19 protein-coding genes are annotated in these 22,750 nt (G+C 60.4%); 4 read left to right on the top strand and 15 right to left on the bottom strand.

Annotated features, from left to right (window positions below; all coding sequences use genetic code 11):
* The coding region (locus HMPREF2785_RS10655; protein ID WP_210386119.1) for a YPDG domain-containing protein at window positions 1-1,721 on the bottom strand (1,721 nt) is incomplete at its 3' end.
* Between the two features lie 370 nt (window positions 1,722-2,091).
* On the opposite strand from HMPREF2785_RS10655, the gene HMPREF2785_RS10660 reads away from it, so the two are divergent.
* Both HMPREF2785_RS10660 and HMPREF2785_RS10665 read left to right on the top strand, forming a co-directional pair.
* A complete protein-coding gene (locus tag HMPREF2785_RS10660; RefSeq protein ID WP_070422119.1) occupies window positions 2,092-2,376 on the top strand; it encodes a type II toxin-antitoxin system TacA family antitoxin in 285 nt (94 codons plus the stop codon).
* Window positions 2,369-2,881: a GNAT family N-acetyltransferase gene (locus tag HMPREF2785_RS10665; protein WP_070422117.1), complete on the top strand. Its 513-nt coding sequence runs from the start codon at window positions 2,369-2,371 to the stop codon at window positions 2,879-2,881. The genes HMPREF2785_RS10660 and HMPREF2785_RS10665 overlap by 8 nt, the downstream gene beginning before the upstream one ends.
* On the opposite strand, the gene HMPREF2785_RS10670 is transcribed toward HMPREF2785_RS10665, so the two are convergent.
* Window positions 2,852-3,937: a hypothetical protein gene (locus HMPREF2785_RS10670; protein WP_141750696.1), complete on the bottom strand. Its 1,086-nt coding sequence runs from the start codon at window positions 3,935-3,937 to the stop codon at window positions 2,852-2,854. The two genes, HMPREF2785_RS10665 and HMPREF2785_RS10670, sit on opposite strands and share 30 nt — an antisense overlap.
* Before the next feature lie 245 nt (window positions 3,938-4,182).
* Window positions 4,183-5,472: an adenylosuccinate synthase gene (locus tag HMPREF2785_RS10675; protein ID WP_070451081.1), complete on the bottom strand. Its 1,290-nt coding sequence runs from the start codon at window positions 5,470-5,472 to the stop codon at window positions 4,183-4,185.
* Window positions 5,473-5,524: 52 nt separating this feature from the next.
* On the opposite strand from HMPREF2785_RS10675, the gene HMPREF2785_RS10680 reads away from it, so the two are divergent.
* Both HMPREF2785_RS10680 and HMPREF2785_RS10685 read left to right on the top strand, forming a co-directional pair.
* Window positions 5,525-6,328, top strand: coding sequence for a hypothetical protein (locus tag HMPREF2785_RS10680; RefSeq protein WP_210385596.1), 804 nt, complete (start codon window positions 5,525-5,527; stop codon window positions 6,326-6,328).
* Between the two features lie 301 nt (window positions 6,329-6,629).
* The gene (locus tag HMPREF2785_RS10685; RefSeq protein ID WP_070615429.1) at window positions 6,630-7,478 is read left to right on the top strand and encodes a PRC and DUF2382 domain-containing protein; all 849 of its coding nucleotides are present in this window, start codon (window positions 6,630-6,632) and stop codon (window positions 7,476-7,478) included.
* Window positions 7,479-7,790: 312 nt separating this feature from the next.
* On the opposite strand, the gene HMPREF2785_RS10690 is transcribed toward HMPREF2785_RS10685, so the two are convergent.
* From HMPREF2785_RS10690 to HMPREF2785_RS10745, 12 genes are all read right to left on the bottom strand, one after another.
* Window positions 7,791-8,963, bottom strand: coding sequence for an FUSC family protein (locus tag HMPREF2785_RS10690; protein ID WP_070569065.1), 1,173 nt, complete (start codon window positions 8,961-8,963; stop codon window positions 7,791-7,793).
* Window positions 8,964-9,044: 81 nt separating this feature from the next.
* Window positions 9,045-10,079, bottom strand: coding sequence for a class II fructose-bisphosphate aldolase (gene fbaA / locus HMPREF2785_RS10695; protein WP_070615432.1), 1,035 nt, complete (start codon window positions 10,077-10,079; stop codon window positions 9,045-9,047).
* A 49-nt stretch (window positions 10,080-10,128) separates the two neighbouring features.
* Complete coding sequence (locus HMPREF2785_RS10700) at window positions 10,129-11,343, bottom strand: glycoside hydrolase family 76 protein (protein WP_070615435.1); 1,215 nt, start codon at window positions 11,341-11,343, stop codon at window positions 10,129-10,131.
* Between the two features lie 81 nt (window positions 11,344-11,424).
* Window positions 11,425-12,042 carry a TrmH family RNA methyltransferase gene (locus tag HMPREF2785_RS10705; RefSeq protein WP_070423341.1) on the bottom strand — a complete coding sequence of 206 codons (618 nt, stop codon included), beginning with the start codon at window positions 12,040-12,042 and terminating at the stop codon, window positions 11,425-11,427.
* A gap of 31 nt (window positions 12,043-12,073) precedes the next feature.
* Window positions 12,074-12,601 carry an orotate phosphoribosyltransferase gene (pyrE, locus tag HMPREF2785_RS10710; protein ID WP_246821242.1) on the bottom strand — a complete coding sequence of 176 codons (528 nt, stop codon included), beginning with the start codon at window positions 12,599-12,601 and terminating at the stop codon, window positions 12,074-12,076.
* Window positions 12,601-13,443, bottom strand: coding sequence for a type III secretion system chaperone family protein (locus tag HMPREF2785_RS10715; protein WP_070615438.1), 843 nt, complete (start codon window positions 13,441-13,443; stop codon window positions 12,601-12,603). The genes pyrE and HMPREF2785_RS10715 overlap by 1 nt, the downstream gene beginning before the upstream one ends.
* 36 nt (window positions 13,444-13,479) lie before the next feature.
* Entirely contained in the window at window positions 13,480-14,325 is an 846-nt protein-coding gene (locus HMPREF2785_RS10720; protein ID WP_070450114.1) for a sulfurtransferase, read from the bottom strand.
* A gap of 60 nt (window positions 14,326-14,385) precedes the next feature.
* Entirely contained in the window at window positions 14,386-14,799 is a 414-nt protein-coding gene (locus HMPREF2785_RS10725) for a DUF4265 domain-containing protein (protein ID WP_070450118.1), read from the bottom strand.
* Window positions 14,800-15,042: 243 nt separating this feature from the next.
* A complete protein-coding gene (gene adhP / locus HMPREF2785_RS10730) occupies window positions 15,043-16,074 on the bottom strand; it encodes an alcohol dehydrogenase AdhP (RefSeq protein WP_070615441.1) in 1,032 nt (343 codons plus the stop codon).
* Window positions 16,075-16,254: 180 nt separating this feature from the next.
* Window positions 16,255-18,813 (bottom strand): ATP-dependent chaperone ClpB, encoded by a 2,559-nt coding sequence (gene clpB / locus HMPREF2785_RS10735; RefSeq protein WP_070484527.1) that lies wholly within the window; start codon window positions 18,811-18,813, stop codon window positions 16,255-16,257.
* Window positions 18,814-19,312: 499 nt separating this feature from the next.
* A complete protein-coding gene (locus HMPREF2785_RS10740; protein WP_141739417.1) occupies window positions 19,313-20,317 on the bottom strand; it encodes a DUF3644 domain-containing protein in 1,005 nt (334 codons plus the stop codon).
* A 1,055-nt stretch (window positions 20,318-21,372) separates the two neighbouring features.
* Entirely contained in the window at window positions 21,373-22,725 is a 1,353-nt protein-coding gene (locus tag HMPREF2785_RS10745; protein ID WP_070615443.1) for a sodium/glutamate symporter, read from the bottom strand.
* Between the last annotated feature and the right edge of the window lie 25 nt (window positions 22,726-22,750).

Below are 22,750 nucleotides of genomic sequence, written 5' to 3' on the forward strand. Positions count from 1 at the left end.
TCCAGGTTCTGGTTCGGAACCTTCGGGTTGGTCTTGTCTTCCTTCTCCTTCTCATCCGGGATGCCATCACCGTCATCGTCCGGATCCTCGGTATCAGGCGTGCCATCACCGTCGGTATCCAACTTGAAGTTCGCCGTCGTGCTGTCGGTGGACTTGTCCGGGTAAGTCACCGTCACCGGAACATCAAACTCCTCAACGGTGTCCGCGTTGAGCTTCGACTTATCCGGGAACGTCACGGTGATCTCGCCGGAGTTCTCGTCGATAGTGACCACGTAGCCCTCGGGAGCCGTGAAACCATCAGTGATCTTGAACTTCGAGCCCTCAGGAGCAGTTGCCTCCTTGCCATCCTTGTCGGTGAAGGTCGGCGAAGACTTCGTCTCCTTGCCCGGGACAACAAGCTTGTCCTCGTAGGACGGCTCGTAAAGGTCAGCGTCCTTATCGACAGGAGCCGGAACGTCCTTGTCGGTCACCGTGACAGTGACGTCAACGTTGTCCTTAGAACCATCCGGGTAGGTCACAACCACCGGAACCGTGATCTTGTCACCCGGCTTCGCATCCTCCGGGATGGTCACCGTGATCTCACCGGTGTTCTCATCGATGGTCACGCCGTCCGGAACATTCTCACCCGGGGTGAACTTCGTGCCCTCCGGCGGCGTGGTCGGGTTGCCATCCTTGTCCTTGAACTCAGGAGCAGGAACGGTCACGTCCTCGCCAGGCTTACCCGAACCATCCTTGTACTCCGGCTCGTAGTCCAGGTTCTGGTTCGGAACCTTCGGGTTGGTGTCGTCGTCAATCTCCTTATCATCCGGGATGCCATCACCGTCATCGTCTGGATCCTCGGTATCAGGTGTGCCGTCGCCATCGGTGTCCAGCTTGAACTTCGCAGTCGCGTCGTCGGTGGAACCATCCGGGTAGGTCACAACAACCGGAACGTCGAATTCCTCAACGGTGTCCTTGTTCAACTTGGACTTGTCCGGGAAGGTCACGGTGATCTCGCCGGTGTTCTCGTCGATAATGACCACGTAGCCCTCAGGAGCCTTGAAGTCCCCTGGAATTGCGAACTTGGAGCCCTCCGGAGCGTCGACCTTCTCCTCGGTCTCGTTGCCATCCTCGTCGACCTTGGTAAAGGTCGGAGCAGACTTCGTCTCCTCGCCCGGGACAACGAGCTTGTCCTCATAGGACGGGGTGTACTCGTCCGCGTCGCGGGTGACCAGCACGGTCCATGCGGAAACATCATTGCCGCCAGAGACCAGGACCACGTTGAAGAAGTCGCCCTTCTTCGCATCATCCGGGATGTCGAAGGTGCACGCTGCAACCTGGGCCTTGATGCCCTTGGACTGGTCGAGGTCGCACTCCTTGAGCACCTTGCCCTTAGAGTCACGCCACTCCACCTTCGACGGCAGCGTGGACAGATTGCCGTGGAACTCCGGGGTCACCGTGACGCCAGGCGCGGCTGGCTTATCCGTCGCGTTGTAATCAGCCGTGATCGACACCGGGGTATACGGCATGACCGCGTAGTTAACGTTGTAGATCGAGTTAATTTGCTTGCCGTAGCGAGGCTTGCCCTGGTCCTCAATCCGAGAAGTTACAGTGACGTTCCTAGCTGGGACAGCTGATGCACGGAAGTTACCGCCGTCGTTGTACTTCTGGAAGATCGGGGTGTGGAAGCCCGTGTAGCCGTTCTGGACCACACCGTCCTTGTTCTCCACCCACACGAACATGTGGTTCGGGTTGAGGATATCCTCGCGGACCTGGCCCTTCTCGTAGTTGCCAAAGCGCAGGGTGTAGCGGCCTTCGTTATCGGTCTTGCCGTAGACGGTCTTGAGGATGCTTTTAATTCTTCAAGCTTCTTCAAAGCGTTCGCACCGCTCCACATGGCAAAACCCACACCGCAATCCCCCTTTTCTTAGGTTGTGAAACTTTGCATAGGGTCGCTTGCTGACGGTGGGGTTGGTGACGATCACATAGTGCCATCAACGCACGTTCTCACCCCTCAACTTGAGGCGCGAGGCAGCTTGGCGTACATTGTGCGCACAGGTTCTACACGTTGCTTGAAGACCTCACCACACAAAAGTAAGGACAGTGGTCCCTATGACTCAGCCAAAAGTTAAGCGACTTCACCTCAGGACAACAGAGGTCCAGGACGAGACGCTACGAAGTGCCGCCGAAGCCCAGGATGTTCCGGTGTCCGATTTCGTGCTCGGCAGCGCAATGATCGAAGCGGAAAAGATTCTTGCCGATCGCCGTTGGTTCGAATTGAGCGACGAAGACTTCGCCAAATTCGAGAAAGCCCTCGATACCCCCGTCGACGGCACGAAACTAGCGCGCCTTCTCGCATCCGACTCCGTCTTCGGAAAGGAGTTCCACCTTGACTAGGGACATCATCCAACCTCCGCGAACGATCGAAAAGGAAGATGATGTTGCAGGTTTCTCCTGCGGGGTGGAAAGCCTAGACAAGTGGCTCAAAGAAAACGCTTGGAAAAACCAACGCGCCAACAATTCTGTCACCTACGTGACAACGCTTAACGACAAGGTAGTTGGTTACTACGCTCTCGCATCGGGCGGAGTCAGCCGAGATGCCCTGCCCAAGCGATTCCGCAACAACCGTCCCAAGGATGTTCCGATCATCCTTCTGGGGCGGTTCGCTGTCGATTCGCGCGCTCAAGGCAGACAACTAGGCAAATCCCTATTACAGGACATGTTTAGACGCGCGATCGCCGCAGCGGAGATAATCGGTGCGGCAGCGATCCTCATCCACGCACACGATGAAAGCGCAAAACAGTTCTACCTCCATAACGCTAACTTTCATGAAATGCCAGGAGAACCGCTCCATCTCCTCCTGCCGGTGGAATCACTGATCCAACAAGCCCAGAACTCTTAGCATGCGGCGCCTCCACGCTTCCAACTCAATCGGCACAACGGTAGGCGTATCCCTCAGGGTTTCAGGCTCCCACAACCACATCGATCCCGTCGGCATACCGGCGGGCAAAGCATCAATCAGAAACTGGATACTCTCTAGTGGCGCATCCCTATTGCAGCGGTATGAAGCGGCGACGAGATTGAAATGATTGAGCGTGCTGACCAGCGACCCCTCCTCTACCGGTTGGTAGAGCTTCAACGTCTCCAAGGCGCGCTCCGGGTTTTCTCCAATAATGCAGAACCCGAAGTTTCTCTTCACCTCTGGCTCATTAGGAAACAGGTTTATGTTTTCACTTGCCAGGTTGATCGCCTGGTCCACGTCACCTTTGTCTAATGCGGCAATTACGGATTTCTGTGCTTTCTCCAGCTCAGCCAATGGCCCCCGCTGATAGGGCGCAATTTGTGAAGTCGCGCGCCTAGCGAGCTCTTGGGTTACATCAAACAAAGAGACTCTGCGTTCCTCCAGAAGACCAACGTCAAATTGGGCTAATCCCTGAACCGCACCGGGCTTCGTTATGAAAGTCAGCTCCCACAGCAGGGACTCACTAGCCCACTCGTCTAGATACGTTTTTGTAAACCGCTCACATACCCAAACCGTTGCGTCACGGCCATTGAGCAAAAACAGATCCTCATCATCGGCAAGAGACTGGTCTGTTGAGTAACACCACCCAACGAGATGCGCAATAGGCGCCTCTTGAAGCCAACGTTGCACCTCCCGAACAAAAGACCCATTCATCGCCCTAGCTCGGGCCAAGCTCCGGTCTCCTGCTGCTACGCCTTGAAGCTCTGGACTTGCAATAAGAAGATCAGCCCATTCTCCCAGAAGCAGTTCATCACTCCCGCGTTCTTTTTCCAGCACGAGCTGCCGGCACGCTAACGCTCCTTCAAGGACAAAATCGATCAACATCGGCCCGAATCCAGTTCGGATGATCGCATCGGCGGACAGACCGCGATCGGCCAACTTGCCAAGTGCGGACGTGATTTGAGTATCACGACGCAACCTGTCTGGGACGTTCAATCGCCGCAGATTGTCCGAGACAAGCCGAAGGAGCTGCGCAGTCGTCCAGCAGCTCGTTGGCTCACCCGGGAGGTGCACATAATCTGCCCCTACGCCCTCTGAGTGATCAGCCGAGGAAACGAGTAACTCACTTAGTGTTTCACAAGTCCGTAGCCCGTTGCACAACCGATGGTCAGTGACGCTACATTCTTGGCTGGCAGCGGCAACATAATCGGCCAGATCACGTCCGCCCTGTGCCACTTTCCCTACCGCTCCATGATGTCGTGGCGCACGATGGTCTGGTCGCGGCCCGGGCCGACACCGATATAGGAGATCGGCGCGCCGGAGAGCTCCTCGAGGCGCAGCACGTAATCCTGGGCCTTCTGCGGCAGCTCCTCAAAGGTGCGGCAGCCGGTGATGTCCTCGTCCCAGGCCGGCATCGTCTCGTAGATCGGCGTTGCGTGGTGGAAGTCGGTCTGGGTCATCGGCATTTCGTCGAAACGCTTGCCGTCCACGTCGTAGGCCACACAAATCGGGATCTCGCCGATGCCGGTGAGCACGTCGAGCTTGGTCAGGAACAGGTCCGTAAAGCCGTTGACGCGGGAGGCGTAGCGCGCGATCACGCTGTCGTACCAGCCGGTGCGGCGCACGCGGCCGGTGTTCACGCCGACCTCACCGCCGGTGACCTGCAGGAACTCGCCCCACTTGTCAAACAGTTCCGTCGGGAACGGACCCGCCCCAACGCGGGTGGTGTACGCCTTGATAATGCCCAGCACGCCCGTGATGCGAGTCGGGCCGATACCCGCACCCACGCACGCGCCGCCGGCGGTCGGGTTCGAGGACGTCACGAACGGGTAGGTGCCGTGGTCCACGTCCAACATGGTGGCTTGGCCGCCCTCCATGAGGACGTGCTTGCCGGCGGAGAGGGCGTCGTTAAGCATGCGCTCCGCATCAATCACCATCGGCTCGAGGCGCTCCGCGTAACGACCGAAGTAATCCATCGTCTCCTCGACCGAAATCGCGCGACGGTTATACATCTTGACCAGCATCTGGTTCTTCACATCGAGCGCAGACTCGATCTTCTGGCGCAGGATGGACTCGTCGAAAACGTCCTGCACGCGCAGGCCCACGCGCGCGACCTTGTCGGCGTAGGTCGGGCCGATGCCGCGACCCGTCGTGCCAATCGCGCGCTTGCCCAAGAAACGCTCCTGCACACGATCCAACTGCTGGTGATACGGCGCCACCAAATGCGCATTCGCACTGATCTTCAACCGCGACGCATTCGCCCCGCGCGCCTCAAGGCCGTCAATCTCCTCGAACAACGCCTCAAGGTTCACCACCACACCGTTGCCCAGAATCGGGGTAGCGTTTTCGGACAGGACGCCGGCGGGCAACAACTTCAGCTCGTACTTCTCCCCACCGACAACCACCGTGTGCCCAGCGTTATTACCGCCGTTGGGCTTAACCACGTAGTCGACCCGACCGCCGAGAATGTCAGTTGCTTTGCCTTTGCCCTCGTCGCCCCACTGGGCGCCCACGATGATGATGGCGGACATCACGCACTCCTTAAATATGGCGTATGAACGGGCATATTGTACCGTGAGCGCCATGCGGCTCATCCACTGCGCATGCGGCGCGTCCCCCGAACCCTCAATTCCGGGCGCAGAAACGTTCCAACTCCCCGCGCACCCCACCCAGCGCGACCTCAAGTTTCTCGACGCCATCGCGCGCGAAGTGCTCCCCTCAGATCCCACCCCGTCGCTTGACGAGATCCAGAAAAACCCCGCCGTCGACCACCTCGGCGCACCCACGTTTGCGCCACAGCAACCCTCTGAGCCGTTGCGTGTTGTGGTGTCCGGCAGCGACCGTGCCCTCGGGCTCGTGCTCACCCGCCTGATGCGCGCGGATTGCATGTGGGTGGAGGTCGGGTACGTGCCCGCGGATCCGCAATCGCCCGCGGCGGTGCTCTGGGGCGCGGGGTCTGTGGACCTTGCCGTGGACGGGCCCGTGCGGCCCATCCCCTGCATCCGCACCGACTTCGGTGAGGTCGTCGCAGGTTCCGCGGAGCTCTTTACTGACGACGGCGCCACGCCCTACTACGGCGAAGTCGTCGTCGACTCGGACGTGCTGGTCCACCCCGGCGTCGAATACGGCGCACGCCTCGTGCCCACCGTCGACGCGCCCGGCATCGCCGCCGCCCCCTTCACCAGCCCACTCGTACCCACCCGCCGCTTCCTACGCCGCCAACCCGTCGCACGCCTCGACGGCAGCCGCACCCTCACCGGGCGCGCCCTGCAATCCGGCGGCAATGAGATCGCAGTGCGTATCGACGACCACCTGCGCCCCCGGCCCGTCTCCCGCGTCACCTTCTACCGCCACCTGCGCGACATCCAAGCGGTCCGTTCGGCATAGTTTCAGGAATTATATTCACGCTCTGGCGGACTTCACATTTCGCGTTTTCTCTATGCGATTGGTAGCTCGCTGTTACCTAACTGACACATTGCGTTCATTTCGCTGAACGTTTTGCCACCTTTCAGATTTTCGTTTCCGCTGGCTGTTGGCGGTTTCCATGGGACTACCTGAACTTGTCGTGTTTGTCGCTCGAACACCCGTTCTACTTTTCGAGGCTCTGGTTGGGTCCGCTGCCAGAACGGTTGATCGTCGTTACGGTCGGAATCGTTCTCGCAACAACAAATCAAAAGGAGAAACAACAATGACTAACCTCAACCGCATCGAGGATCTTGCAAACGCAACCGCATACGACGTCAACGGCGACAAAGTCGGCGGCGTCAAGGACGTCTACGTCAACGACTCCACCGGCCAGCCGGACTTCGTCTCCGTTAGCCACGGCCTCTTCGGTGGCGGCGACTCCATCGTCCCGCTGCGTGGCCACACGCTTCGCGACGGCGACCTGCACCTCGCATTCTCCAAGGACCGCATCGAGGACGCACCGGATCTCGACGAAAACGGCCACCTGACCACCCAGGACCAGGACGCCTTCTACCGCCACTACGGCCTGGAGGCCACCGAGGACGTGACCACCTACGAGACCGGTAAGCATGCCGCTGCTGGTGCCGGTGTCGGTGCTGCTGGTGCTGCGGGTGCTGGTGCCGCGGGTGCTGGTGCTGGTGCCGGTGAGCGTGGTGTCGTCGATAATGAGCGCGCCGCTGCCGCAGACCGCACCACCGACGTCGACGGCGAACTGATCCGCTCCGAGGAGCAGCTCAACGTCTCCAAGGACCGCGTCGAATCCGGCCAGGTCAGCCTGCGTAAGTACGTCGTCGAGGAGACCGAAACCGTCGAGGTCCCGGTCGAGCGCGAGGAAGTCCGCATCGTACGCGAGCCGATCACCGACGCAGACCGCGCAAACTACGACGGCAACATCGGTGAGCAGGAAGCATCCGTCACGCTTCACGAGGACCGCGTCACCGTATCCAAGGAATCCGTCCCGGTAGAGAAGGTTTCCCTGGAGAAGGACACCGTCCGCGACACCGAGCGCGTCTCTGAAGAGGTGCGCAAGGAGCGCTTCGAGACCGACGGCGTCGTCGAAGACAACAAGTAAAACCTGTATAGGGGTTTAGCCCCTGGCTTTCGCCCCTGGCGTTCGCCCCTGGCTTTCGCCCCGGTTGGGAATGTTCCTAACCGGGGCTTTTTGCTGTTCGTTTTGCTGATCGTCTAGCTCGGCTAGGCTCCCTACTAGACGATCAGCATTCGGGTTCGAAGTTTTCCCAGGTGATATTGCACATGATGTTCGGTAGCGGCGAGATCGTCTAGTTGTGCCGCGAGGGAGCTAGACGATCAGGGAGCAGGGCGGGCAACAGGGCGGCGCGGCGGAAGGGCGGCTCACCGGCGCCGGCAACAGGGCGGCGTGAAACTAGTCGAAGTCGAAGGTTTCGGGCTCGTACTTCGGCGTCGTGGAAGTAGGCACCAGGGCGGCGAGGGCGGACTCGCGGGACATGCCGCACACCATCAGCAGGTCCACGATCAGGGAGCGGGTCTGCGCGAGGATGGCGTAGGCGGACAGGACGGCATCCTTGGGGACGATATCCATGCCGGCGGCCTGGCCCGCAGCACGCAACTCGTTGACGCACTCCGGGATGACGGTGGCTTGGGCGACGCGGGAGTTCACGTCGTAGACCTCGGAAAGTTCGAGGCAGACGCGGGACAAGGTGTCCAAGAGCTCGATTTGTTGTTCGGTGATGGTGTCGCTGTCCTCGACAAGAACGTGAGCCCGGCGCGCGAGCACACGGGAGGTACGCACCGCGTTATCCACCGGCGGGATCACGCGTGCCAGGGAGTTGATGTAGCGGCGAGTGCCCCACAAAAACGGGGAGACACGGCTGGCTTCTTCGCCGGACTTGATCGCGGCAGCCAGGTCATCGATACCCGTTTGGGTGCCACGGATCTGCTCGAGGGCCTCATCAATGATGTTGGGGTTGCGTTCGCGGAGGCCGGTGGCCACGTCGTCGAGAACCGAAGAGACGATGCCCATCACTTTGGACACTTCCGCGCGGGCCTCCGACATCGGAGCCTGAGGCACCAGGGCGATGACTGCCATTGCAATCAGGCAGCCGATGATGGCGTCGATAGTGCGGTCCACGCCGGTGAACTCGCTACCAGGCGGCATGATTGTCGCGATCAGGATCGAACCGATCGCGGCCTGGTTATTCACCAGAACTGACTTGCTCAAAAACGACGCGATCAACAACGACCCGGCGACAATCACCGCGATCTGCCAGCCGCCGGCGCCGAGCCGGTAGAAAATCAGGTCGCCCACCAGCACGCCGAGCACGCAGCCCATGGCCATCTCCACCGACTTCGACACACGGTCGCCGCCCGTCATGCCAATGATGATCACCGTGGCAATCGGGGCGAAAAACGGCCGGGCGTGACCCATCACGTCGTGCGCAATGTAGTACGCGAACCCGGCGGCCAAGGCGATCTGCAAAATCGGCAACAACCGCTTCCGCACACGCTTCACCCGCGACTGCAGCGACTTATCAACCAACTGCAGACGCGCGCGCGTGCCCATCCTCTGCTTAGCCATGGTTAAACAGCTTAGGCCCGAAAGGGAAAACCTCCCTGGGCTGTGGGGCCCGGGGAGGTGGTGTCGTCGATAAGCAGTGGCTTACTTGGAAACCGACTTGCCCACCGAGTGGAGGTCCTGGCACGCCTCGATGACGCGCGCAGCCATAGCGTTCTCGGCCTTCTTCAGGTAGGAACGCGGGTCGTACATCTTCTTGTTGCCCACCTCGCCATCAATCTTGAGCACACCGTCGTAGTTCTCAAACATGTGCGACACAACCGGGCGAGTGAACGCGTACTGAGTATCCGTGTCCACGTTCATCTTGATCACGCCGTAACGCAAGGACTCCTCGATCTTCTCCTTCTCGGAGCCGGAGCCGCCGTGGAAGACGAAGTCGAACGGGTTCGTGCCCTCAGCCAGGCCGAGCTTCTTCTCCGCAACCTTCTGGCCCATATCCAGGACCTCGGGGCGCAACTTCACGTTGCCCGGCTTGTACACGCCGTGGACATTGCCGAAGGTGGCAGCCAGCAGGTAGCGGCCATTCTCGCCGGTACCCAGGGCATCAACGGTCTTGGCGAAGTCCTCCTCCGAGGTGTACAGGTTCGCGCCGGCCTTCGCCTCAACGCCGTCCTCTTCACCACCGACGACACCAATCTCCACCTCGAGAATGATGTTCGCAGCGCGAGCCTTAGCAAGGAGTTCCTGGGCGATCTCCAGGTTCTCGTCGATAGGAACCGCGGAACCATCCCACATGTGGGACTGGAACAACGGCAACTCGCCAGCGTCCACGCGCTCCTGGGAGTACGCAATCAGCGGACGCACATAGTCATCCAGCACTTCCTTCTGGCAGTGATCCGTGTGCAGCGCAATGTTGACGTCGTAATGCTTCGCCACCTCATGCGCAAACGCAGCCAACGCCTTCGCGCCCGTCACCTTGTTCTTCACAGCCTGACCAGACGCAAACTCCGCGCCACCGATGGAGAACTGAATGATGCCGTCCGACTCCGCCTCCGCGAACCCCTTGATGGCCGCGTTGATCGTCTCCGAAGACGTGCAGTTAATCGCTGGAAACGCGTAGCCGCCCTTCTTGGCGGAATCCAGCATCTGGTTATAGACCTCGGGGGTTGCGATAGGCATGAAAATCCTCCTGGGATTGGGACCGTTTACGCACACCAGTATGCCCGTTTTACGCCATTGCTGCAGACACCTTCGCCGCTGCTTCAAGCAGCATCCAGCCGGAGAGTTGGACGGAGAGGTCGCGTTCGTCGATACGCACGAGCCCCACGGCCTCGCTAATCGACGCCGGCCCCAACCCATAGTTATGCGGCAGCCGCGCATCCTCGGTCCACTCCGCGGCGAAAACCGGCAGGCCGTCGACCTCCAGGCGGTGCGACCACAGCGACTCGGCGGACTGCATGACCAGGCGCGCCGCGATCTTCTTCGTGGCGATGTTCTCCTTCGAATCCTCCGGCAGACGCGTGGCCACGTCGGCGAGGTAGCGCGCGAGGATGCCCTTGAACAGGCCGCCGTCGCCCTCGCCGGACTCCTCCGGTGGGCTCAGCAGCACGCCGTGCGGGGTGGCCATCTCCAGTGCGATGGCCTGCACGATCGCGCGGATGTGGGTGATGTAGAACATGGAAGCATCGGCGCGCTCCGAGTTCTCGAACGAGTCGATGGGTTCGTCGTGGGCCAGGCCGACATCCTCGCGCAGCGCGAGCGCGATCTCCAGGCTCGCGCCGAGCACCGTGCCCTGGTTGTAGGTGTAAATCTTATCGACGACCTCAGGCCCCGACATGCGCATCCGAACACCGTCGCTGAGCAGACCGTCCTCGCGCACCAGGTTGTCAAAGATCCAGTCGACGATCTCGCGCGCCTTATCCAACCGGCCCGTGCGCGCGAACACCATCGCGGCGGTCGCGTTCGACGGAATGTTGTAGAACGTCTCCCCCGTACGCCACGGCAGCACGCCCACCACCGGGTCGATGCCCGAGAGCAGGTCAAACTCCAGATCCTCGAGCACCTTCGAGCGTTTCGACGACACCTTGCCGTTATTCTTCGGCAACTGCCCCGCACGCGCCCAAGCAAGCGCGAGCCACGCTTTGTCGTCGTAGTAAATGTTGCGGGTCAAGCGGCCGCGGCTACGCCCCTGGATCGTGCGCATCGTCTGGAGGATCCGGCGCCGACGCGTCTTCGTCGGACGTCGCATCGCCGCATCCACCTGGCAATCCAGGTACTGCGCCTGCCACCAGTAGTGCCAGTGCCAAAACAGCTTGTCTTTCAGCCCCGGCGGCCAGGCGACGACGGCCATGTTGGTCTTCGGCAACATCCAGAGCTTCTGGGCGTGACGTTCAGTAATTGCCGATTCCGCCAAATCAGCACGATGCGCCCAGGTTTCAGGCACTGATGTCTCCTCTAAGTAGTGACGTTTCCACGTGTGTTGCCAGTTATTTTGCCTGTTATATTGCCAGACCGCGCCGTTTTGCTACCACGCGTGAGACAGGTCTGCATGCTGGCGGATCCAGGCATGCATGGCGATCCCCGCCGCCACGCCCGCGTTAATCGAGCGCGTCGAGCCGAATTGGGCGATTGAGCAGGTCATCACCGCCGCCTCCTGGGCGGCCTCGGTCACGCCGGGGCCTTCCTGCCCGAAGAGGAGCACGCACTCGCGGGGCAGCTCGGCTGTTTCCAGGGGTACGCATCCGGGGGTGTTATCGATGGCCACGACAGCGATGCCCTCGCCGTTCGCCCACTCGATGAGATCCGCGACCGTTTCGTGGTGACGAATATGTTGGTAGCGGTCCGTCACCATCGCGCCGCGCCGGTTCCAACGCTTCCGGCCCACGATGTGGACCTCCTTGGCCAGAAACGCGTTCGCGGTGCGCACGACCGTGCCGATGTTCATGTCGTTTTCAAAGTTCTCAATCGCGACATGGAACGGGTGCCGGCGCGTATCCAGATCTGCGACGACCGCGTCCAGCGACCAGTAACGGTAGGCATCGACAACGTTTCGGGTGTCGCCGTGTTCGAGGTACTCCGGGTCGTAGCGCGGATCATCCGGCCACTCGCCCTCCCAGGGGCCCACACCGTGGCGGCCCTCCATCCACTCGGTCGGGCCCTTCCCGTTATCTAACTCAGGCAAGCCCGAGATCCTCCAGGCCCAGCAGGTAGCGGTACTCCAGGCCGGCGTCCGCAATCACCTTGTCCGCACCCGTCGCACGATCGACCACCGTGGCCACCGCAACCACCTCGGCGCCCTCCGCACGGCAGGCCTCCACGGCGGTCAGCGGGGAGTTGCCGGTCGTGGTGGTGTCCTCCACCACCAGCACGCGCTTGCCCTTGATGGACGGGCCCTCGATGCGGCGCTGCATACCGTGCTTCTTCGCTTCCTTGCGCACCACAAACGCGTCGATCGGGCGCCCCTCCGCATGCATCACGGCAGTAGCCACTGGGTCCGCGCCCAGGGTCAGGCCGCCAACAGCGTCGAAGTCCAGATCAGCGGTCAGTTCACGCAGCAGTTTGCCGATCAGCGGGCTGGCCTCGTGGTGCAGCGTCGCGCGACGCAGATCCACGTAGTAATCAGCCTCCTTGCCCGACGACAGCGTTACCTTCCCGTGCACCACGGCAAGCTCTTTGACCAGTTCAGCAAGTTGTTCTTTCATCATTTCTCCTCAGAATCAAAAATCGACGACGGTCCCTGCACACGCTTTACCCGTGTCAGGTCGGTGCCGGTGCGCTCGTCGCCAGCAATCGCGGCAACATCGTCGCCACCAAGATCGCGCTCCTCGACCTCACCGCGCTCCCCACCCGTGACCCGCGTGGGCAGCTCCACCGGATCTTCCGGCCGCTCAGGGCCCGCTTGCTTTTCGACGACCCCCTGCACCTTCTCCTCCCCCACCCACAACGGAGCATCCTCGACCGGCGGGAGTGTGCGCGCAGCATCCGCCAGCAGCGCCACCGCGGCCAACGACGCATCCCAATCCTGCGCCGTTGACCCCGGCGCGAACTGGGCAATCACCCACGCCCCCTCGAACCACACCGCGTTGACTGCGGGCGGGAGGGTGGATAGGGCGGTGCGCACGCGGTCGTCGATAAGCCTGCGCGCAGGGCCAACACTCGTGGCATGGACCGTGAACGCACCCTCGCGGGTGGCCTCCACCAGGTCATCGTCGCGCTGTGTCGGCTCGAACCCGTCGCGGCGCATATCCACCACAACATCCGCCTCGCGGCCGGTGGGTACCGCAAGCACCGTCGTCTCCCCCAAATCCGCCAAATGCAGATCATGGCCGAACGCGGAGCCCGACACGACCTCGCGCGCCGTCGCCCCCGCAGACGCCGCACCACGGCGCCACTCCGCCGCCAGCAGATCGTCTACCTTGGCAAACGTAAACCCGTGCTGCCGCGCCCACGTACGCCGTGGGCTTCGTTCACGCGCATCAGCGACAAACAGCGCAACACCAGCGGCGAGCGCCACAAACGCGAGAACTAACAGCACAGCAATCATCAGCGACGATGTTACAGCGCCCGCCGACACGACACGCTAAACACGCGTAACCACGCGGTTCTCCTTATTCGCACTCCACTGCGACCAACCGCCCACATAGTGCGTCAACACCGGCAGGCCAGCGTGCTCCATCGCCGCCAACAACTTCGCCGAGTGGTTGCCCGAACCCGAATACGTAATCACGCTCTGCGGGTCCGTGTTCTGGGTAATGCCGACCTCCGCCAGGCGGCCGCGGATGGTGTTGGTGTCCTTGATCAGGTGCGTGGTGTCGTCGAAAAGATCTGTCACCGGCAGATTCACCGCACCCGGAATGTGACCCGCGCGCAGGTCCAGGATCTCGCGGCGGCCTGCGAAACGGCGCGCGCTCCTCGCGTCCAGGATCATGCCCTCAAACTCGCGGACATCCTCCATCGACGCCGTCGGCATACTCCCCGGCTCCAGGCGCTCCGGCTCGCGCGGCACCACAATGCCACCCGGACCCGCCACCGTGGGGAGCTTCTCGCGCTTCCACGCCGCAAACCCACCATCCACGATGTGCACATCAGTCACGCCCACCCAACGCAAAATCCACCACGTGCGCGCCGCGAACAGCCCGTTGCCACCGTCGTAGATGTACACCGGGCGATCCTCCTCGATCCCCCAATTCGCAACCGCCTTCTTCACCACACCAAACGCCGGCAACGGGTTACGCCCCGCCTTGCGCCCCGGCAGCCCCGCCAACTGCGACGACGGATCACAAAACAACGCCGTCGGCACATGCTCGGACTGAAACTTCGACCACGCCTTACCGGCCTCCGGCTCCCACAGCGAAGCAATAACGGTCTGCTTCAGGCCAGCCTGAATACGTTCATTGAGATCCGCGGCAGAAACGAAAACGCTCATGCGCGCAAGTGTAACGAGGTTTCAGGGTCGGGGCGCGGTGTAAGGCGGTTGGTGCCGCTGCTAAGCCATGTAGCCCGGAGCAAGCTGAATCGCACCCTGCTCCGCCAAACCGCCAAGCCACTCCGCGATTCCCTCGCGCGGACAATCCGCACCAATGCTCGCCGCCAACATGCCACCAGGGCCCAACTCCACGCGACAACCAAACGCCAGCAGCGTCGCCGCAATCTCCTGCGGACTCTCATCCTCCGGCAACACACGCACCGTCGACGCGCCCCCACGCACCACCACACGATCCACGTGGAACGCACCCCCAACCAGCACGCACTCCACAATGTCCCCCAATGCGAGCGTCGTATCGACGAACGGCACACTCGCCACCACAAACAAATTCGACCCAATCTGCTGAGCCCGAAGCTGCTCACTCTCCACACCAGGAATGACAACACGGGTGAGAATCGTCGTAGTCGGCTGCATAAAGGGCAGTGTATCGCGGAGTGGCCGGATTGTTGGAAGGGTTGGTGGAAGGGTTGTTGGTTTGTGGGCTTTCGGTGGCTGTGCGCCGTCGCCCCCTTCGACGAAGTCACAGTGCTAAACGAAACGAGGGCCTTGCAAGCAACAAATGCTTCAACAAGACCCTCACCGCCGAAGACAAGGTCTATCAAGACGGTCTGTCGGCTAGTGTACAGAAAAACACGCCACAGGCGAAGAGCGGAACGCCTAGTACTTGATGGACATACGGCCAGCGATCTTGCCGTTGCGCATGTCCTCAAACACCTTGTTCACGTCGTCGAGCTCGCACGCCGTGACATGCGGCTTCACCTCGCCGCGGGCGTAGAAGTCGAGCGCCTCCGCCATGTCCTGACGGGTGCCGACCAGCGAGCCGCGGATGGTGATGCCGCGCAGCACGATGTCGAAGATCGGTGCCGGGAACTCCCCCGGAGGCAGGCCGTTGAAGACGATCGTGCCGTTGGAGCGGCACATCGCGATGGCCTGGCCGAATGCAGCCGGGTGCACCGCCGTGACCAGCACGCCGTGGGCGCCGCCGTCCGTGAACTCCTGCACAGCCTCACCCGGGTCAGTGTTCGCCGCATTGACGGTGAACTCGGCGCCGAGTTCCTTGGCCAGTTCCAGTTTTTCGTCGGCAATGTCCACTGCGATCACGCGCATGCCCATGGCCACGCCGTACTGCACCGCAAGGTGGCCGAGGCCGCCGATGCCGGAGATGACCATGAACTGGCCTGGCTTCGTCTGCGCTTCCTTCAGGCCCTTGTACACGGTGACGCCAGCGCAGAGGATCGGTGCGACCTCGACCGGGTCGGCGCCTTCCGGGATGCGCGGGGCGTAGCGCGTATCCACGAGCATGTACTCACCAAAGGATCCATTCACCGTGTAGCCGCCGTATTCTGCTTGCTTGCAGTACGTCTCACGGCCGGTGCGGCAGAACTCGCACTCACCACATGCGGACCAGAGCCAAGCGTTGCCGACCATGTCGCCAACCTTGACCGAATGCTCACCCGGCCCCAACTCGATGACCTCACCGACGCCCTCGTGACCAGGCACGAACGGCGGAGCCGGCTTCACCGGCCAGTCACCTTCCACTGCGTGGAGGTCGGTGTGGCAGATGCCGCTGGCGGAGAGCTTCACCAGTGCCTGGAACGGGCCCGGCTTGGGAAGGTCGATTTCCTTGACATTGACGGTTGGGCCGAACTGTTCGGCAACTGCTGCGCGCATAGAAGTTGGGGTGGACATGTGGTGCTCCTTTCCTAAAGGGGACGGTCGTCATGAATGATACGGCTCACACCGGGGTACGTCGAGTGAATTGAAACACGTTTTCATTAAGCGACAAATGTTTAGGAAAATGGGGCCGGTAGAAGAAAAGGCCGGGCGGATTTTCTCCACCCGACCTGGGCTTACAGCGACAGCACCGAACTAAGCGGCGCTGACGCCAGCAGTGACGTCGAGGAACTCGCCGCCGTCGGCAACATCGACATGGACGGTGTCACCGTCGCGGATGTCACCGGCCAACAACTTCTTCGCCAGACGGTCACCGATGGCCTGCTGGATCAGGCGACGCAGCGGACGAGCGCCGTAGGCCGGGTCGTAGCCGCGATCTGCGAGCCAGGACTTCGCCGAATCCGACACCTCCAGCACCAGGCGGCGGGCGGCGAGACGCTCGGCCAGGCCCTCCAGCTGGATGTCGACGATGCCGACCAACTGGTCCTTGCTCAACGGGTCGAACACCACAACGTCGTCGAGACGGTTGATGAACTCCGGCTTGAAGTGGCGCTTCACAGCCTCCATGATCTGGTCGCGGTCGCCACCGGCGCCCAGGTTGGAGGTCAGGATCACCACCGTGTTGCGGAAGTCGACCGTGCGGCCCTGGCCGTCGGTGAGGCGACCCTCGTCCAGCACTTGGAGAAGCACGTCGAAGACGTCGGGGTGGGCCTTCTCTACCTCGTCGAAAAGCACGAGCGAGTACGGACGACGACGAACAGCCTCAGTGAGCTGGCCGCCAGCGTCGTAGCCGACGTATCCCGGAGGGGCACCGACCAGGCGCGCAACCGAGTGCTTCTCACCGTATTCGGACATGTCGATGCGGATCATTGCGGTTTCGTCGTCGAAAAGGAACTCCGAAAGCGACTTGGCCAACTCCGTCTTACCCACACCCGTCGGGCCGAGGAAGAGGAACGAGCCGATCGGACGGTTCGGATCCGCCACGCCCGCACGGGAGCGACGCACCGCGTCCGACACCGCGACGACGGCTTCCTTCTGGCCGACGACACGCTCACCCAGCACAGATTCCATGTTGAGCAGCTTCTCGGTCTCACCCTGCATCATCTTGCCGGCCGGAATGCCCGTCCAGGAAGAGACGACATCGGCGATGATGTCCGGCGTGACTTCCTCCTCCAGCATCGTCTTGTTGCTGGCCTCAGACTCCGCCTTGGCTACCTCCGCCTCCAGTTCGGGGATGCGCCCGTAGCGCAGCTCGGAGACCTTGGCGTAGTCGCCGTCGCGCTCCGCAATCTCGGACTCGTTGCGCAGACGCTCGAGCTCCTCCTTCGCGGACTGGACCTTGTTCACCTCAGCCTTCTCGTTCTCCCAACGAGCCTTCATCTCACCGAGACGTTCACGCTGGTCAGCGAGTTCCTCGCGCAGGTGCTCGAGGCGCTGCTTCGACGCCGCGTCGGACTCCTTCTGCAGCGCGATCTCCTCGATTTCTAGACGACGAACAATACGCTCCAGCTCATCAATCTCCTGCGGGGAAGAATCGATTTGCATACGGAGGCGGGAGCCGGCTTCGTCCACAAGATCGATCGCCTTATCCGGCAGGAACCGGTTCGTGATGTAGCGGTTGGAAAGCTCCGCCGCCGACACCAGTGCCGAGTCCTGGATACGCACGCCGTGGTGCACCTCGTAGCGCTCCTTCAGGCCACGCAGAATGCCGATCGTGTCCTCGACCGTCGGCTCCCCAACGTAAACCTGCTGGAAGCGGCGCTCCAGGGCGGCATCCTTCTCAATGTACTGACGGTACTCATCCAACGTCGTCGCACCGACCAGACGCAGCTCACCGCGAGCCAGCAACGGCTTAATCATGTTGCCGGCATCCATCGCGGAATCACCGGTGGCGCCGGCGCCGACGATGGTGTGCAGCTCGTCGATAAACGTAATGATCTGGCCGTTCGACTCCTTAATCTCATCGAGCACAGCCTTCAGACGCTCCTCGAACTCACCGCGGTACTTCGCACCCGCGACCATCGAGCCAAGATCCAACGAAATCAGGGTCTTGCCCTTCAGGCTCTCCGGGACGTCGCCCGCCACAATGCGGCGCGCAAGCCCCTCAACGATCGCAGTCTTACCGACGCCCGGCTCACCGATCAGCACCGGATTGTTCTTCGTACGACGGGAAAGCACCTGAACCACACGGCGAATCTCCGAATCGCGGCCGATCACCGGATCAATCTTGCCCTCACGCGCACGAGCAGTCAGGTCCGTCGAGTACTTCTGCAGCGCCTGGAACTGATCCTCCGGATTCTCCGAGGTGACCTTCTTGCCACCACGAACCGACGGGAACGCCTCCTTGAGCGCCTCAAACGTTGCGCCACGCTTCTGCAGCAACTCAGCCGCATCGTCCTTACCCTTCGCAACCGCGGCGAGGAGAACATCGGCGGAAACGTACTCGTCCCCAAGTTCACTTGCAAGATCCTGCGCAACACTCAGCGCCGTCTGCAGATCCCTATTAATCCCCGGGTTGGCCATGCCCTGGCCCTCCGCGCTCGGGTAACCACTAATCAGCTCGCCAGCCTCGCGCGCCACCGTCTCCGGATCCACACCCGTGGCCTTGAGCACCGGGGCAGCAATGCCGCCGTCCTGCTTCAGTAACGCCTCAAGCACATGAGCCGGGCGCATATCCGGGTTCCCCGCAGCCGACGCACGCATCTGCGCCTGCTGCAAAGCCTCCTGCGTTTTCTGTGTGTACTTCGATGCCATATCACATCATCCTTTCGTGCCTAAATTTTGTTTCGCACTATGTGTAACGCACGAGAAGTTGAGTCTGTTCCTGTCAACACGAAAAAAGTTGCGCGGGGATAGCTCAAGGTGGGGTTGGTGGGGTGTTTTCGCTGGTCGTCTAGTTGCGTGGCAGTGCGTGCTAGACGATCAGCTTTCGTCGAAAATGTTTCCCCAGGTGATGATGGAAACGATGGTCGATAAAAGAAAGATCGTCTAGTCGCGCAAAAGAGCAGCTAGACGATCAGGGGGAGGCCAGCTCCTTTAAAAGACCAAAGGGCTTTGAAGACACGTTTTTCAACGTTTTTACCTCATGTTTTTTGCCCAACACTGCTCCCCGATAGGCAAATAAGTGTTGTGCAAGACAACATGTGCAATTAGCATTATGACTACAGCGCCAACCCGAGAAGGATAAAGCTGGGTTCCCGAATGGGAGTAGGGCTTCGGCCTGAGAACTCCTTTGCTCCGAGGGTTGGCGTTTTTATTTTCCTGCTTTTCTCTTAAGTGCGTCGAGGCACCCTTCTGGGTCCTTCTGCAGATAACCAACTACTAGCTCGACGGCCTGCTGAGAATATGTCCACATTGTCGCATTCTCACCAGCCGTACTGCGGTCGTAGGCGTATCGTTCATCGTCCCGGAGTTGAAAAACCTTGATGAAGAGGTCGAAGTCATATTTGTTAAATCTGCGTTTTTCTCCACGGTGATAGATGGTTGTCTTCGACTTAGCGAGGCGCTTGAGCACCTCGTTAACCGCCAATTTTTTGGTGTATGGATAGTAACTAGCTGCATCGCGGACATCCTTGACAATGGCAATGCCCGCATCAGCATCGCTATCGATGTAGACATTGAGATCAGCATCCTTCGACTTCTTGACGATGCGGAGGTTCGTCTCATAAATCGCAGCAGCGGCTCCCCCTTCACCTGTACCAGCCGCGTCTGCTGCAAACTGTCTCATTTTTAGGAGCTTCTCCGCGACGTGTGGTTCATATTTTGCCCGGATTACGTCGGGATCAATAGCACCACGACGCACAGCAAGCGTGAGGTGATTTTCCGGAATTAATTCACTTACAGACTCGCCATGCAGCTCGAGCAGTTTGTCTGCATAGTTCATCACTGACTTCTGCAGGAATGGACCGATAAAGATCTCATACTCGTCAGTAATGAAATGCGTATTGATGTTACGGAAGCGGATGATCTCAGCCATGTTCACCCGTAATGGATCTTTGTCGTTCGTAAAAATTTTCTTCAGGCAATCCGCAAGCGCGATTGTCTTCCCCGGCTCATCGGGGTAGTAGATAGCCTCGACTCCTCGTTCTTTGACTAAGTACGCCTTGAGCATGAGCTCCCAAGCATTACAAAGAAATATCGAGCAGGACTCAGCGTGATATTTCAGAGTCGGACGGTTGTAAAGCTCCAACGCAAGAATGAAGGCTTCTTTACTCTTCTCCAAAAGGCGCTGGACGATCTCTTCATACCCCATTTCCATAACGACTCAGTCTAACGATCAACGCGACGCCCTTAGTGCTGGTCGTCTAGTTGCGCGGCAGTGCGTGCTAGACGATCAGCTTTCGTCGAAAATGTTTCCCCAGGTGATGATGGAAACGATGGTCGATAAAAGAAAGATCGTCTAGTTGCACAAAAACGCAGCTAGACGATCAGGGGCGCGTTTGCCTCACGGTTGTTACGGGTTAAGCGACAAAAAGAAAGCCGCTGGGCGCGACTGCACCTAGCGGACATTCTCTTAATTACCGGATTTTAACCCGTCTTGTGAGAACCAACTGTATATATAGTTTTGTGCAGAAGCAAACTACATATTCGATTACGCGTGCTCTTTCTGACCCTCGCTTCAAAACTTACATACAGGCAGCCGGGGGCTCAGAAAAACAAGCACTTCTGCTCTACCTTTGGAATATCGAGATGGCGGGAGCTGTCGCTGCGACCACAGGTATGGTCGAAGTACAACTCAGAAACAGCATCAATTCACGCCTTCAAACTTGGAATGCATCCCAACCGGTTAATGATCCAAACCGTACTTGTGCGTACACAAGGGACTGGCTAAAGGATCCTGCACCTCGACTTCGCCAGATTATTTCGCCACCACGCAAAAGGCCACTTTGGCAAAAAGCGGAACCAGCCCTACGAGACGAACTTGGCAATTGTGCAAAGCCGAATCCTTCTCATGACGACCTTGTCGCGGCTTTGCCTTTCGGTTCATGGCTTTTCATCTTGCCTCAACCCCAGGTTTCTTCTCCTCAAAATCCCCGGATGCGGATTTGGGACGAGACTCTCAAGCATGCATTTACTGCTCGGAACGCTTCCGAATTCCAGAGCGCTAATCCCGCTGTCATTTACCAGTGGGCAAATGCAGTACGGCACGCACGAAATCGTGCAAGCCATCTAGAACCGCTGCTTGACCCTGGGCAATTGATCCGTGTTCATCGAATATCCGCACGCCTTATGCATTCAATGAACCCCGCTGCCGCATCCTGGCTAGCGGGGCAGCAATACATCCATTCAGTGCTTAAAAGGAAACCCGTGTAGCTACTCCCTTGCCGGGGCGGCGCTGCGGTCGTCGTTACGCACGGGCACCCACTTGAGCACGTAGGCGAGCACGACCACGCCCACGGCGACGGCGAAGGACACCCAGCCGAAACCGGTGGTGAAGCCGGCGATGACGGCGATCGGTGCGAGGATGGTCATGCCGATCTCGAAGGGGGCGAAGCCAACGTAGGCCACGCCGTACTCGTTGAGGGTGCCGGACTTGAGTTTCGGGTCGACCATCTTGAGCAGCGCGATGCCGGTGGCCACGGCGGCGGTGGCCCAGCCCCAGCCGAACAGGCCACGCTCGAGCCAGTTTTCGCCAAAGAAGGTCGGGCCGGCCCACAGCATCCAGACCACGCAGAACACGGTACCCAGGACGAACATGACAACCAGGGCCTGCCAGTAGCCGGCGAGTGCGGCGGGGACGATAGACGCGATGCCGAAGGCGATCATGTAGTCGGTGGCGGCGCCGGAGATGGAGTTGATGGTGGAGCCGTCGAGGTAGTTCGGGCGGCCGGCGAGTCGCAAGGCAAGGCGACCGATGAGGCCGACCACGAACGACATGGCGAACAGCGGAATGGACACGTTTGGCCACTGCCCCTTGATCAGCGTGTTCAGCAGGTACGCGATGAGCACGGTGAACACGATGAAGCCGGCGTGCAGTGCGAGCGGTTCGATGGACGACGGGTTGGTGGTGGCTTTGCCGATGGAGGGGCGTTCTTCCTCGTTGCGGATGTAGCCGGTGCGCAGGTCGTCGGGAAGATCGCCCGCGAGCTGGGACGCCTTGCCTTTGCGGATGCCCCAGTTGGCCATGATCACGCCGCCGACAATCGCCACGAGGGTGCCCACGGTGGCGGAGGTGAAGCCGAGAGAGGATGCGCCTTCAACGCCGATCTCCTCAAGCGCGGAGCCGACGGCCGCTGCGGTGCCGAAGCCGCCGACGAAGCCGACGGGCAGCATCATGCCGAACCACGGCTCGGTGCCGAATACGGGTGCGAAGAGGTAGATGCCAAGCAGGATGAATAGGCCCCATTGCCCCATGAACATTGCGGTGGAATAGCCCCACATGTTGCGCGCACCGGTGGCCACGGACCCGCCGAATTGCATCGAGTACGCCATCGACGCGAACACCACCGCGATGAGCAGCGTGGTGTACGTGCCCACCTGGTCGGACCAGTTAATCAGGCCGAGGACTTCCGGCCCGAGGATGAGCCCGATAAGGCCCGCGGTGATCGGTGCAGGCAGCAGCAATGCTTGCAGTACGCGCAGTCGGTTGCGCAGGACGTTGCCGACGATGAGGAGGAGGGAGATCCATCCGATGTCGGTAAGCAGCGTGTATGGGGTGAATTCCATCGCAGCACCTTCCTTTATCCACTTA

Source organism: Corynebacterium sp. HMSC067D03 (assembly GCF_001811185.1).
Taxonomy (GTDB): domain Bacteria; phylum Actinomycetota; class Actinomycetes; order Mycobacteriales; family Mycobacteriaceae; genus Corynebacterium; species Corynebacterium coyleae.

Excerpts from the sequence above, each read along its gene's own strand:
- HMPREF2785_RS10675 (WP_070451081.1), bottom strand. The coding sequence starts at position 5,472 with ATGTCCGCCATCATCATCGTGGGCGCCCAGTGGGGCGACGAGGGCAAA.
- HMPREF2785_RS10680 (WP_210385596.1), top strand. The coding sequence starts at position 5,525 with ATGCGGCTCATCCACTGCGCATGCGGCGCGTCCCCCGAACCCTCAATT.
- HMPREF2785_RS10720 (WP_070450114.1), bottom strand. The coding sequence starts at position 14,325 with ATGAGCGTTTTCGTTTCTGCCGCGGATCTCAATGAACGTATTCAGGCT.
- HMPREF2785_RS10705 (WP_070423341.1), bottom strand. The coding sequence starts at position 12,042 with ATGGAGGGCCGCCACGGTGTGGGCCCCTGGGAGGGCGAGTGGCCGGAT.
- HMPREF2785_RS10745 (WP_070615443.1), bottom strand. The coding sequence starts at position 22,725 with ATGGAATTCACCCCATACACGCTGCTTACCGACATCGGATGGATCTCC.
- HMPREF2785_RS10725 (WP_070450118.1), bottom strand. The coding sequence starts at position 14,799 with ATGCAGCCGACTACGACGATTCTCACCCGTGTTGTCATTCCTGGTGTG.
- HMPREF2785_RS10660 (WP_070422119.1), top strand. The coding sequence starts at position 2,092 with ATGACTCAGCCAAAAGTTAAGCGACTTCACCTCAGGACAACAGAGGTC.
- pyrE (WP_246821242.1), bottom strand. The coding sequence starts at position 12,601 with ATGAAAGAACAACTTGCTGAACTGGTCAAAGAGCTTGCCGTGGTGCAC.
- HMPREF2785_RS10740 (WP_141739417.1), bottom strand. The coding sequence starts at position 20,317 with ATGGAAATGGGGTATGAAGAGATCGTCCAGCGCCTTTTGGAGAAGAGT.
- HMPREF2785_RS10690 (WP_070569065.1), bottom strand. The coding sequence starts at position 8,963 with ATGGCTAAGCAGAGGATGGGCACGCGCGCGCGTCTGCAGTTGGTTGAT.
- fbaA (WP_070615432.1), bottom strand. The coding sequence starts at position 10,079 with ATGCCTATCGCAACCCCCGAGGTCTATAACCAGATGCTGGATTCCGCC.
- HMPREF2785_RS10715 (WP_070615438.1), bottom strand. The coding sequence starts at position 13,443 with ATGATTGCTGTGCTGTTAGTTCTCGCGTTTGTGGCGCTCGCCGCTGGT.
- adhP (WP_070615441.1), bottom strand. The coding sequence starts at position 16,074 with ATGTCCACCCCAACTTCTATGCGCGCAGCAGTTGCCGAACAGTTCGGC.
- HMPREF2785_RS10685 (WP_070615429.1), top strand. The coding sequence starts at position 6,630 with ATGACTAACCTCAACCGCATCGAGGATCTTGCAAACGCAACCGCATAC.
- clpB (WP_070484527.1), bottom strand. The coding sequence starts at position 18,813 with ATGGCATCGAAGTACACACAGAAAACGCAGGAGGCTTTGCAGCAGGCG.